This is a genomic window from Lysinibacillus sp. DFXJR4, from assembly GCF_057196045.1.
In genome coordinates this window covers 1-13,068 of sequence record NZ_JBXUNW010000006.1, presented here as the reverse complement: position 1 = coordinate 13,068, position 13,068 = coordinate 1, and the positions used below count along the sequence as shown (strand labels likewise).

The window sequence follows — 13,068 nt, the reverse complement described above, 5'->3', positions numbered from 1 at the left end:
GTAAACCTAGTAAAAGAAAATAAGTGGCTATATTTGTTATACTAGCAGTATTAGGAAGTAGCATCGGGGGTGGCATTATTGATTTTTTTAAAGTTATTAATCCAAATTATTGTTGTATCTGGGCTTATTTATTTTGTTAGCGGGCGCTTAATTGGTTCAAATATTAACTTTGTGCGTAGGTTTCTTTCAGTACTCATTAGTGTAACGCTAACATCCTTTGTTTACTGGTATTCTTATTTGCGCCATACGGATTTTTTATCCGAGACGATGATGCAAACAGTAACGGAGGTTAGTACACTTATTTGGATTGGAAGCATGCTGCTCATTTCTATGCTGTTATATCTTGTCTTTGAGCTTTTTGATTCAAGTGGTATTACAGCTGGAGATCGGCGCAATGGTCAAAAAACCTTAGTGTTACGTCTTCGAAGTTATTGGCGACAGCAAAAACGTTTACGACAGGTGTTAAAAATTGCTGTCACAAATGGTGTTGTCCAAACCATCAAATACGCACGACAACGGGAAAATGAAAAGGAACTTGCTATTGCTTTAAGGGCTACATTGGAGCAATGTGGTGGGATTTTCATTAAATTTGGTCAGGTCCTTTCTACACGTAAGGAATTGTTCTCTCCAATTTTTATTGATGAGCTGGAAAGGCTACAGCATAATGTAAAACCTTTACCACCAGAGCAGGTGACTCAAATTTTAGAAAGTTCTCTTCCAAGGCCCGTGAATGAGGTATTTGCGAGCTTTCAAATGGAACCAATCGCAGCAGCATCTATTGGACAGGTACATAAAGCACGATTAAAGAATTATGATGAAGTCGTGGTAAAGTTACTGCGTCCAGAAGTGAAGGGGATTATGCGTGATGACCTTGATATTCTAGAGGAATTTGCAAATTGGCTGACAAATAAGTCTACATGGGCTGAATCTCTAGGTTTTCGAGAATTAGCTGGTGGTTTTGCAGATGGATTGCGTGAGGAAATTCATTTAGATATTGAGGTGCGAAATACATTACAGGTGACAAATGCTCTTTCTAAAAGTGATTACAAGGTACGGATTCCTAAAATCTATATAGATTATTGTACTGAAAATATCATTGTTATGGAGTTTGTACGGGGAAAAAGTGTTGCGAGTGGAGCATCTGAGTTTAAACGCTTAAAAATTGATCGTAGACAGTTTGCGCGTACAGTTTTATATTCCTTCTTTGAGCAGATGCTTTTTTCGGGTATCTTCCATGCAGATCCACATCCAGGGAATATTCATATCGATGAGACAGATGGTTTACCAATCCTGCTAGATTTCGGAGCAGTTGGTCGCCTGGGAGCAACTCAGCAAGAGGGCTTGAAGCTATTTTTAATGGGCATACAGTTAAATGATTCGAGTATTTTATATGACGGCTTAACATTATTGGTTGAACATGCAGATCATGCTGAGCGTGCAAGAATGGAGCAGGCAATTGACCAAATTTTGTTGAAAATTTCTTATGTAGATAAAATACCGACTGAAGAATTGATACATGCATTATTTACGGTTGTCCGTGATTTTGGACTTGCCTTTTATCCTGCAGTTGGCTTAGCGCTCCGTTCACTAGTAACATTAGATGGAACATTAAGAGTCATCGATCCGAGCTTTGATATTTTTACCGAGTCCAAAGATTTTTCCGCTTCTTATATGCGGTCATCATTCCTCAAACCATTCAAAGAACCGATGGCCACAAAGGAGCGCCTACAAGAAGAATTATCAATGCTTATTCCGACATTGCGCAAAATGCCAAGGCGGGTTGATCAGCTAATTCAACGAGTAGAGAGCGGGAAAATTATTTTACATCATGATATTTTTTCGGATGAACATAATGCTCGCTTTATTACCAATTTGTTTTCACGTTTTGTCTTACTTCTCGTCGGTATCACCTTTGGGATTATTTCAGTAGCGCTATTAGCGATCTCGCAATTTATTCATGATTCGTATGCTGTTTATCTGAATACCGCAGCATATTTAGGTTTATTTCTATGTGCAATTTTATTAGTACGGCTTTCCATTCAAGCATTACGATCGATGAAGCAATAGGTAAGGGAAAAACCCTTACCCTTTTTTGTGCAAAAAATATTACAGAAACATTACAAATTTCGAAATAGGTCAAATAGTGTAGAATGGAAAAGTAGTGTTTTTGTAGAAAAAAATCGATTAAAATAGAATTTATAAGCATTTTATTGAATGTTACAGAAATATTTCGAGTTTTACTAAAGTATTAAATAGGCGGGAAATAGTATAAAAGTTATGCTATTAATGCTAAACTTTAAAAGGCTAATGAAAATATAAAAATAAATTTACAAATATACATCGTTCAAGTGATTACATAAAACACAGGAAACGAAATTGACGAGATGAAGGGAAAGAAGTTAACGTGGGTAAGCGCAATAAATGGCGTAAGTCGATGGTACTAGCACTGGCACTAGCTGGCGGCTTATTATTTAATACAGTACAACCAACAGAAGTGCATGCGGAAGAAACTTCTCAACAAATGATCGAGAAAAAAGCTAAAATAGATGCAGAAGTTAAAAAGCTTCAAGAAGAATTAACAAAACTACAACAAGAGATCGATGAAAAAGTAAAAGTATTTAATCAAGTACAGGCAGACATTAAAGAAGTCGATGCAAGTATTGCTGAAACTGAAAAACGTATTGAGCAGCGTTCAGCCATTTTAAGCGAGCGTATGGCTGCATACCAAGCGCAGGATAACACAGTGGGTGTTTATTTAAGCGTTGTCCTTGAGGCAAAAAGCTTTGCAGATTTAATGGACCGTGTCGTAGCGGTTAAAACATTAATGGATGCTGACCAAGAACTAGTTAATCAACAGGAAGCGGACAAGGCTAGCTTAGAGCAACAAAAGGCAACATTAGATGAAAAACAAAAAGAGCTTCAAAAACAATTCCAAGAGCTTCAACAAAAGGAAAGTGAAATGGAAGTGAAAAAGGCTGAAAATGAAGCTAAATCACTTGCATTAAAAGCACAAATTGCAACGAAGCAAGAGGAAGAACGTTTAGAAGCGGAACGTAAAGCGGCAGAGGAAGAAGCAGCTCGTTTACGTGCACTTCAAGCAGCAACTCCGGCTGTACATGCTTCAAATAATGGGGGTAAAATTGTTTTCGGTTCAGGTGCAGGCACTGCATCTTCAGGTGATGCTATCTCAACGGCAAAGCAATTCTTAGGCCGTAGCTATGTTTGGGGTGGAAGTAACCCATCGACAGGATTTGACTGTTCAGGTCTTGTACAATGGTCTTACAAACAAGCAGGTGTATCTTTACCACGTACAGCATCACAACAATATTTAGCAACTCAACGTATTTCAGCAAATGAAGCACGTGTTGGTGACCTAGTATTCTTCAGCTATGGCTCTGGTGTAGCGCATGTAGGTATCTATTTAGGAAACAACACAATGATCGATGCTCAAAATAAGGGTGTTGTTGTTGAATCACTTGATTGGTGGAATCAGTATTTAGTTGGCTTCGGTCGAATTCAATAAGCTCAACTAATATATAGACGATTGAATGAACAAAAAGGTCATCTTTTATACAAAGATGGCCTTTTTTTTGATACATTATTTCCTCTCGATTAAATTTTAAAATTCAATTTGATAATACCAGTTTCTTTTAAAGCAACGAAGAAGATAATAACAAAGGGTCCTGCAAGTAAGCCTATTACACCAAATAATTGTAGACCAATAAACATAGCTATTAATGTTGGTAAAGTGGATAACCCAATATGGTCACCCATTAATTTAGGCTCGACTACTCGACGAATAATGAGTAAAATAGCTGCTAAGATGAATAATTTTACAGCGATAGATATATTTCCTATCAGCAGATGATACAGTGCCCATGGTGCCAAGATAATAATGGAGCCAAGGAAAGGTATAATGTCAATGACCCATATGATGATGGTCATTGTCACTGCGTATTTAGGCTGTATTAATAAAAGACCAATTAGTGTAACACCACCAATGATAAAACTAACAAATAAATGTGCCTTCATGTATCCAAAAATAGCATCCTTTAAGCGATTTAAAATAATCTTTAATTTGTTTGCAGTGCTAGGCTTCAAATATTTATAAGTGATCTGTTTTAATTTTGGCAAATCTAGCATAAATAGAAAGAGAGCGATCATGTATACGAGAAGACTAATGAATAGACTTGGAATTTCTGAAAAGAAGGCTGTAACTTTGGTATAATTAAAGAAATTCAAAAAAGATTCTTCAATTTTCTTAATGAAATCCATCGTTGTATTTTGAAGCGAGGCACTTACTTCAGGTGGAAAGTCTTCAGTGTATTTAGAAATGTTTTCTTGCATAGTAAGCCACATTTCTGATAGCTTTGAAATATAGTAGGGAGCTTGCTTTGAAACTAATATTATTTGAGACATAAGTTGTGTAATCGTAAAGTAACAAATAATAGAAATTAGAATAACACTCACTATGTAAATAAAAGCAACTGCAATCTTCCGTGACATTTTCCATTGCCGTTTAAAGAACATAACAATTGGCTCTAAAAAAAATGCGGTGGCTCCAGCTAAGATGATTGGTACGGAAACAGGAATAATAAAATATGCAGCTACGATTATAGAAATAATCATTATTAATCTAAATATCAGTTTCCTAGTATTTAATTTATTCATATATTCACCTTCTTTACGCAAATTAAGATAAGTGTACCATAAAAATTTTACGTTCTGACACAATAAAGGTAGGGATGAATGATGGAAAAAGAAATTTTGCAGCTTTTTAGTAATTTAACAGAGCGTGACCGTGAAATTCAATACGATTCTTACGAAGAATTGATGAAAATTATGCAAGAACCAGTTGATTGGACATATGCAGTTTGGGAACAACTTGTCCAAGCTCTTACATATAAAGATGGTCATATGCGCGCACTTGCAGCACAATTTTTATGCGCATTAGCAGCTAAAAGTGATCCAGAAGAAAGAGTATTGGAGGACTTTTTAAAGATTTGGGCTGTGACATATGATGAAAATACTGCAACGGCAAGAAATACTCTACAGGCCATCTGGAAAATAGGTTTAGCAGGGCAGGTACAACGGGATTTAGTTATTTCTTATTTGGCTAAAAGATTTCAGACATGTCTAGATGAAAAACATCCAACATTAATACGTTATGATATTGTAGTATCTTTTAAGAAATTATATGATGCTACGAATAATTCAAAGGTGCTAGACATTGTGAAACGTTTAATTGAGGAAGAGCAAGATATGAAATACAAAAAGAAATATAGGGCAGCCATTCGTTAAAAATAATGGAATGGCTTTTTTTAATGCAAATCCTTTTATGAATAGAAAAAAGTTTACTATAATATAGGAAAAAAGTAAGGGGATTCATACATGAGTATTTATAATTATTTAGTAAAGAAGCCGAACGGTGAGATTTTATCAATGGAGACCTATCGAGGAAAGACGCTGTTAATTGTCAACACAGCTAATCAATGTCGTTTTACATATCAGTTCGAAGACTTGCAAAAAATGTACGATAAATATGGCAAGGAAAACTTTGTTGTGTTAGGCTTTCCTTGCGATCAATTTGGAAATCAAAACCCTGAAGATGGTGAGCAAACTACACAACTTTGTCAGGTTAACTATGGTGTAACATTCCCGATTTTTGAGGTAGTGCAGGTCAATGGTGATGCAACACATCCACTGTTTAATTATTTAAAGCATGAGGTCGATTACCGCGCATTTGGAAAAGCAAGCATGCAGGAAAAAATGCTAGCAGAATCAATAGTTCAAATAGCACCTCGTTTTTTAGAAGGACGTAATATCCGCTGGAATTTTACAAAATTCTTAATCGATGCAAATGGTAAAACAGTAGAACGCTTTGAGCCTACTGATTCTCAGCTTGATATCGAGCAGGCTATTGAAAAAATACTATAAATTTCTAGTACAACTATAAAACTTTTATCTTTATAGTTTTTCATAATAATATGTGATAAACTGCTTTATAAGTGAATAGCTCTTGCAGGATAAGGGTACTAAGATAGTATAATCGGGAATTCGGTGAAAATCCGAAGCTGTTTCCGCAACTGTAAGTACAGGAATCATAATCGGAGACCACTGTCAATTTGATGGGAAGGTTTTATGACATACATTACATTAAGTGATGTACACTGTACAAGCCAGGAGACCGACCTTTATTTGAACGTATAAATACTCTTCGGAAGCTAGGAGGATATATGGCAAATACGTAGTCTCTTTCGTATCTATATACGATTCTAATTATGTTATTTTCGTCGTTCCTTACGAGTAGGAACGGCGTTTTTTATTTTAATTCAGCCCCTTATATGGGTAGGATAGAGGTTTTTTTTCCTATCAGTGGGCGTTTTATATGCCTTTGAATCAAGAAAAATCCAGACGCAATTACGTTGGGGCAAAATTGATTGTGTAAAGAAAGTGAGGATTTAGAGTTGAAAAAAGATGCGCGTTATTCTTGTTATCCATTTATGCGTGAAAAAGCATATACAGTGGATTTTGAAATACGAACAGATAGCCTTACTACACATATAGGTATGGCTTTGACAGCAGTAAAAAAAGAGGCAGTTGAGGTTGTTGCACAAGATCTCTATACAATCCTACCAATGGCCTACCATGTTAATGGCTCGGTTCGAGGTAAATTAGCGGTCAGTGAAGAGGATTTAGCATGGATAAGTGCTCGCTATGATTTTTATGTTAGTTATGTGAAAGAGGAGATTCAGAGCTTTGTATTACCTCAAGGAACAGAGGCTGCTACTGCATTACATGTATGTCGTAGTGAGGCAAAAAAATCTTATCGTATTTTGCATAAGGTATCTGACGAAAAGGAAGTACCGACAATTCTTTTTGATTATTTAGGACTACTAGCCAATGTATTTTTTGTGATGGCTGTTTATATGAATAAGCAAGCAGGGATTGCTGAAATTCCGTTTGTAAGCAAGTCATACCCTATGAAAAAGAAAAAAGGAGAATAAATAAAATGAAGAAAATGTTGAAGCTTCAATGGCTTTCAGTAATGATGCTGTCGCTCATATTAGTAGGTTGTGGTGCGAAGGATGAAGCAACTACTAAAGAAGATATTACTAAGGAAGATCAAATCGAAAAAGCAAGCTATAAAGTGAAGGATGACCGTGGTATAGAGGTTGAGTTTGATGAAGTACCTAAAACAATTATTTCATTACAACCAAGCAATACAGAAATTTTATTTGCTTTAGGTGTTGGCAATCAAATTGTTGGGGCAACTGACTATGATACGTATCCGGAAGAGGCACAAAAAATTGAACGTGTTTCTAATTCTGTTACGTTTAATAGTGAGCGTATTTTAGCTTTGAAGCCAGATGTGGTCATTGCTTATACAACAGGAAAAGATGAAGATAACTTAAATGCTCTAAAAAGTCTTGAAGATGCAGGTGTAAAAGTATTTGCCATTCAATCTGCAGCTTCATTTGATGATGTATATGAAGATATTGAACAGATAGCAACGGTTATGGGAATTGAAGATAAAGGTGCAAAATTAAACGAGGATATAAAATCAAAAATTGCTGAGGTACAAGCAAAAGTTAAAGATGTAAAAGCACCAAAAAATATCTACTTAGAAATTAGCCCAAAACCAGACATCTATACAGCGGGCTCTGGTACATTCCAACAAGAAATTCTAAATATTGCCAATGTAAGCAATGTATTTGCTGAACTCCAAGGCTGGAAAAAAGTAACCGAAGAAGATGTTATTGCGAAAAATCCAGAAGTTATTTTAACTACGGTAGGCTATACAAAAGACCCAGAAGCAGAAATTCTTACGCGTGATGGGTGGAATTCTATCACAGCTATTCAAAACAAAGCAGTTTATTATATAGATAATGATATTACAAACCGCCCTGGCCCTCGTATTGGTGAAGCTGTTGAGCTAGTAGCAAAGGCTGTTTATCCTGAATTATTTAAATAAAACACAAAACCTGCAAGCTGTCCAAAATAAGGGCAGCTTTTTTGTATTTTTTAACCTAATTTTAACCTTCAGATTGTATTTTGAAGGAGAGGGTTTTTTAACTTCTTTCAGCAGAAGTCTCCCACCTCTATAGGTGGTGAGATGAATGCGAATTTAAGCTACTTTTCAGAGGGTGTCCAAACACCTGCTGAAAGAAGTTAAAGCCTCCGGCGGATGTCACGGAATCGAAAAGGAGTTCTTTGTGTAAACACAATGCCGATTCCAGACACAATTATACCGAGGCATAATTGATCACGAAAATCTGTGATTGACCTTCTTATTTCTTCAATAGAATGTGAGGTGAATAGTAATGATGTTTCCACCACCATCATTTCCCACTCGTACGGGCGATAAATTACCTACAGGTAGATAATTTGTTTAAAGGTCTGGCTTATAAAGCCAGGCCTCAATCTTTTAAAATTTTAACAGGGAAGGCTGTTTAATATGCTTGAACCAGTGTATGAGTTAGAAGATGTAACTTTCTACTACAAAAAAGGAAGGTACAAAGCTAATGATGGCATTTCACTGACCATATATAAAGGAGAAATCATTGGAATTCTAGGACCAAATGGTGCAGGAAAAACAACATTGATAAAGCAGATGATTGGTCACTTAGCACCTACAGTAGGATCAGTGAAATTTCAGCGACAGGAAGTGTCTAGAAATACAAAGGATGTCGTTAAGCAAATCGCTTATTATTCACAAGAGACTTTTGCTTTATCATTTTTAAAAACATGGGAAGCCATTTATTTTACGGGAAGGTTAAAGGGGTTATCTAAAAAAGAAGCAAAGCAGCAGACGGATAACATCCTGCTACGTTTAGGAATGGAGGCATATCGAAATAAATTGGTATCTAAACTTTCTGGAGGGCAAAGAAGACTTATTAGCCTAGGAACGACTTTGATTGGGCAGGCATCAGTCATAATTCTAGATGAACCTACAAATGAGCTAGATCCATTAAAGCGGAAATTAGTATGGGAAATTATCCGTGAGCTTAATTACAAGGGTACAACGATTATTTTAGTGACTCACAATATTTTAGAAGCAGAAAAAGTTGTACATCGTGTAGCTGTTATAGATAACGGAAAGCTTTTAGCAATTGACCATGTAGAAAAACTGAAGAGAAGGGTGGATCAAAGAATGCGTTTAGAAATTTATGCGCATGAAGCTTCTTTTCAAAAGATCCAAGATCGCCTTGAGGGTTTTGGAAAAGTTGAATTAGTGGAGGATGCTAAGCTCACAATGCTTATAGAAAAACATTCTATTCGTCCTGTTATTGATTTGATACAAGACGAGGCATTGAACATTAGCCAATATTCACTGCTACCGCCAAGCTTAGAGGATGTCTATTCTATGCTTCAAGAGCAACAGAGGAGTGAATAGCAAAATGAGAATAATACATCCCTTCACTCAAATTTTTATTGAATTGTTTATCCTCTTTCGAATCCAAATCGCTATTGTACGACATCAATTATGGTGGATTATCGCTATGTCTGCAATATTTCCTGTGGTTACCTTGATTTTCTTAAATTTTCTATTAGGGGATTCAAGTCAAGACCAGTTGGCACGATTAATTATCGGAAATATGGTTTTTAGTATTCTGCTGATGGGGATGAATATTTTAGGACAAGATATTTCCTATCAAAAATTTGGAGGCTATTTTACATATTACGCATCACTTCCCATCCGTAAAGTTAATTTCATACTATCCTTATTATTTTATGGCATTTTAACCTCTCTACCATCCTTTATTATCGTATTTATTTTAGGTCAGCGTCTATATGAGGTGAGTCTTCATTTTGAGTGGATTCTGCTACCAGTAGCACTATTGGCAATCTTTAGTGTAGTAGGTATAGGCGTTTTAATGGGTTTTTTATCGCCAAATCCGCAATTCACAAATATTGTCGCTCAATTTTTACTGATGTTTGTTACTTTTTTAACACCAGTTATGATAAAAATAACTGACCTTCCAATTATTCTCCAATGGATTTCCTATGTGCTACCAACAACATATGTAGCAAATATCCTCCATGAAATGCTTACTGTAGGGTGGACAGCATCTTTATTTAAAGAAGTGTTTATTTTAATTATTTTTTCATGCATTTCCTATCTATTGATAAGTAAAAAGATACATTGGCGTGTTCAATAAATAAGAGGGAGTGAAACAAAAAATGAAAACTTTTGAAAATAAAGTAGAAGAGTATGCGAAGTTAGTCATAAAAGTGGGAATAAATATTCAACAAGGGCAGACATTAGTAATATCTGCATCTATTGCTGCTGCTGATTTTGTAAGAAGAATTTGTCGATATGCTTATCTCAATGGGGCACATTTTGTATATATTAAATGGATAGATGAAGAGCTCGCTCGCATTGAATATGAATTAATGTCAGAGCAGGGGTTGGAGTATACACCAGATTGGCTTGTGAAAGGATATGAAGAGATGGCTAGTGATGGTGCTGCCTTTCTTTATATTATTTCCCCCCATCTACAAAACATGGAGGGAATTGATCCAATTAAGACCGAAAAAGCTGAATATGCTTCTGCCATTGCTTTCCGTTCCTTTACCAAAAAATTGACTAGCATGCAAGTTAGCTGGACTGTTATTGCTTATCCAACGGAGAAATGGGCAGAGTCTATCTTTCCATATATGGTGCCAAAGGAAGGACTAAAGCAGCTATGGGAGGAATTTTTTAAGATAATGAAATTGGATGCTGAAAATCCAATAGCAGCATGGGAGCAACATATAGAAGGATTAAATAAAAGGGCAGCACTATTAAACGATGAGCGCTTTCGCTATTTACATTTTATCAGTGAAGGCACAGACTTAAAAATCGAATTACCAAACAATCATCATTGGCTGAATGGCTTAGAAACAAATGACAATGGAACCCCATTTATTTGCAATATGCCAACAGAAGAGATTTATACAACACCACTTAAAACGGGCGTTAATGGAATAGTTAAAAATACAAAGCCATTAGTTTATGAGGGGCATGTAATTGATGATTTTACCCTTACTTTTAAATACGGGAAGATAGTTGATTGCAGTGCTAAAAAAGGTCTGAATGCGTTAAAAGGTATTTTGAGCATGGATGAGGGCGCAAAATATATTGGTGAGGTTGCATTAGTACCTCATGACTCTGTTATTTCAGCAAGTAATCTACTATTTTACCATACTTTATTTGATGAAAATGCGTCCTGTCATTTAGCGATTGGGCATGGATATATTTCAGGCTTAAAGGAGGGAAATAGAGTAGATCGTGAAAACAGTATTAATTCTAGTATAATCCATGTAGATTTTATGATTGGCTCCGAATACCTACAAGTGAATGGTGTGCGTGAGGACGGCACTGTGGAACCAATTTTAATAGATGGAAAATGGGCAGCTAAGTTTCTCAATTAGAAGGAGGGTGAGATGAATGCATATAATGAAATGTAGAACAGAAGAGGATTTTGAAAAGTTTGCGATTTTCTTTTTACAAAATAGAAATATGTTTGATGATATGTATCCCATTTTGGAGACTTTGGGAAGTTTATCTATCATGATAGAAGAGACAAATCTACTGCTCTTTTATAATACCCAACAGGAAGTAATCGCGGCAGCTAGTTATACGTTGGGATTACGGGAGGATCATTTTAAAAATAAAGAAATTGTCTTTATCGATTGTGCCCTATTAAAGAAAGAATATCAAAACAGTCGTTCCTTTGTTAATGGCTTTTTACAAATGCTAAGGCATATTTTAGAAGAACATAAGGATGTAAAGGAAGTTCAATTTTATGCCTATCGTCATCATGAATACATCCATCGACTCTATAAAAAGTTCGCTAATATTATAGGGGACAGTGAGGGATATTTCGGTATTCAGGATATTTTTTCAGTGGAGTTTGATAAATTAATACAATTTATAGAAGGTTTTTATAAAAAAGGTGAAAATCAGAAGAACTTATGATTCGGGCGTAATGTGTGAATTGAAACTCCAACATCATTTTAAGGAATGATTGTTGGAGTTTTATTTTTATATAGTGGATAAATCAATTCATAGTGTGAAAATTGGTATTCTTTCGATTCGTTCTATAAAATAAAGATAATAATGCATGAATTATGGGAGGGGTAATGAATGAAACAGTTTGATGTGAAGGTTATTCCATTTGAAGCAGTCTATAATTTTCGTGATATGGGTGGGTATAAAGCGAGAGATGGTCGTGTCGTAAAGAGTCGCATGTTTTTTCGCTCCGCAGCTCTTGGAAAGATGACGGCAGCAGATAAGCAGCTTTTTGAAACATTAGGTGTGAAAACGATATTTGACTATCGCGATAATCATGAAGCCCAAAATAATCCTAATCCCATTTTTCCGCATGCTCACTATATTCAAATCCCAGCAAAGGGCAATCATGCTTTTGAGATGCCAACGAACACTGGTGGAAAAGACTTTTATAAGGTTGTTAGTCCAGAAATGTTCCAAGAATTTTATGCACAAATGCCCTTTAATAATGCTTCCTTTAAAGAGCTAATGACGATTATCCAAAACCCTAATAATCTTGGGCTAGTTCATCATTGTGCAGTAGGGAAGGATCGAACAGGCATCGGTGGTGCACTTATTTTACTGGCATTAGATGTACCAGAGGAAACAATTATGGAAGACTATTTAGATACAAATGTACATTTACGTCCAATGGTTGAAAGAATGGCTCAGGGCATTCAACAACATTATAATGAACGAGAATTACAGCAATTTTATGCATTGATGTCAGCTCGTGAGGATTATTTACAGGCAGCATTTGATGCAATGGATAGACGGTATGGTTCAAAGGCTGCCTTTTTAGAGCAGGAATTCGGATTAACAGTAGATAAACGTAGGCAATTACAGGCTAATTGTTTAACATGATAGGAACCCCTTTCACATGATTTGGTGAAAGGGGTTCATAGTGTTGAAAAACTAAATGGTCAAGGGACTCTTTGCGAAGACTACTAAGTCAAATGAAGGTGATTTCCGTTCCAGGCTACTCGCTTTCCAGTGGGCGAGCGACGAGCCGCTTCCTGCGCTGACGCTCC

The 13,068-nt window shown here is 36.0% G+C and carries 12 protein-coding genes and 1 riboswitch; of the genes, 11 read left to right on the top strand and 1 reads right to left on the bottom strand.

Annotation, left to right across the window (positions count from 1 at the left end):
• Nucleotides 1–78 precede the first annotated feature (78 nt).
• Together AC2CGN_RS13960 and AC2CGN_RS13955 are read left to right on the top strand one after the other, a co-directional pair.
• Nucleotides 79–2,067: an ABC1 kinase family protein gene (locus tag AC2CGN_RS13960; protein WP_429983287.1), complete on the top strand. Its 1,989-nt coding sequence runs from the start codon at nt 79–81 to the stop codon at nt 2,065–2,067.
• A gap of 337 nt (nt 2,068–2,404) precedes the next feature.
• The gene (locus tag AC2CGN_RS13955) at nt 2,405–3,523 is read left to right on the top strand and encodes a C40 family peptidase (RefSeq protein ID WP_286923480.1); all 1,119 of its coding nucleotides are present in this window, start codon (nt 2,405–2,407) and stop codon (nt 3,521–3,523) included.
• An 89-nt stretch (nt 3,524–3,612) separates the two neighbouring features.
• Here AC2CGN_RS13955 and ytvI read toward each other — a convergent pair whose 3' ends face one another.
• Entirely contained in the window at nt 3,613–4,671 is a 1,059-nt protein-coding gene (ytvI, locus tag AC2CGN_RS13950; RefSeq protein ID WP_286923481.1) for a sporulation integral membrane protein YtvI, read from the bottom strand.
• Nucleotides 4,672–4,752: 81 nt separating this feature from the next.
• Here ytvI and AC2CGN_RS13945 point away from each other — a divergent pair, with 81 nt between their 5' ends.
• The 9 genes from AC2CGN_RS13945 (at nt 4,753) to AC2CGN_RS13905 (ending at nt 12,901) form a co-directional block, all read left to right on the top strand.
• Nucleotides 4,753–5,301 carry a hypothetical protein gene (locus AC2CGN_RS13945; RefSeq protein WP_286923482.1) on the top strand — a complete coding sequence of 183 codons (549 nt, stop codon included), beginning with the start codon at nt 4,753–4,755 and terminating at the stop codon, nt 5,299–5,301.
• A 90-nt stretch (nt 5,302–5,391) separates the two neighbouring features.
• Nucleotides 5,392–5,937 carry a glutathione peroxidase gene (locus tag AC2CGN_RS13940; RefSeq protein ID WP_286923483.1) on the top strand — a complete coding sequence of 182 codons (546 nt, stop codon included), beginning with the start codon at nt 5,392–5,394 and terminating at the stop codon, nt 5,935–5,937.
• Between the two features lie 76 nt (nt 5,938–6,013).
• Nucleotides 6,014–6,210: riboswitch (cobalamin riboswitch) on the top strand.
• Between the two features lie 257 nt (nt 6,211–6,467).
• Complete coding sequence (locus tag AC2CGN_RS13935; protein WP_484514699.1) at nt 6,468–7,007, top strand: hypothetical protein; 540 nt, start codon at nt 6,468–6,470, stop codon at nt 7,005–7,007.
• Nucleotides 7,008–7,012: 5 nt separating this feature from the next.
• Nucleotides 7,013–7,975 carry an ABC transporter substrate-binding protein gene (locus tag AC2CGN_RS13930; RefSeq protein WP_429986254.1) on the top strand — a complete coding sequence of 321 codons (963 nt, stop codon included), beginning with the start codon at nt 7,013–7,015 and terminating at the stop codon, nt 7,973–7,975.
• A gap of 483 nt (nt 7,976–8,458) precedes the next feature.
• Complete coding sequence (locus AC2CGN_RS13925; protein ID WP_429986253.1) at nt 8,459–9,397, top strand: ABC transporter ATP-binding protein; 939 nt, start codon at nt 8,459–8,461, stop codon at nt 9,395–9,397.
• 4 nt (nt 9,398–9,401) lie between these two features.
• Nucleotides 9,402–10,163, top strand: coding sequence for an ABC transporter permease (locus AC2CGN_RS13920; protein ID WP_429983283.1), 762 nt, complete (start codon nt 9,402–9,404; stop codon nt 10,161–10,163).
• A gap of 22 nt (nt 10,164–10,185) precedes the next feature.
• Entirely contained in the window at nt 10,186–11,418 is a 1,233-nt protein-coding gene (locus AC2CGN_RS13915; protein WP_484514472.1) for an aminopeptidase, read from the top strand.
• A 16-nt stretch (nt 11,419–11,434) separates the two neighbouring features.
• The gene (locus AC2CGN_RS13910) at nt 11,435–11,965 is read left to right on the top strand and encodes a hypothetical protein (protein ID WP_429983281.1); all 531 of its coding nucleotides are present in this window, start codon (nt 11,435–11,437) and stop codon (nt 11,963–11,965) included.
• Nucleotides 11,966–12,133: 168 nt separating this feature from the next.
• Nucleotides 12,134–12,901, top strand: a complete 768-nt coding sequence (locus tag AC2CGN_RS13905; protein WP_286924426.1) for a tyrosine-protein phosphatase — start codon at nt 12,134–12,136, stop codon at nt 12,899–12,901.
• Nucleotides 12,902–13,068 lie beyond the last annotated feature (167 nt).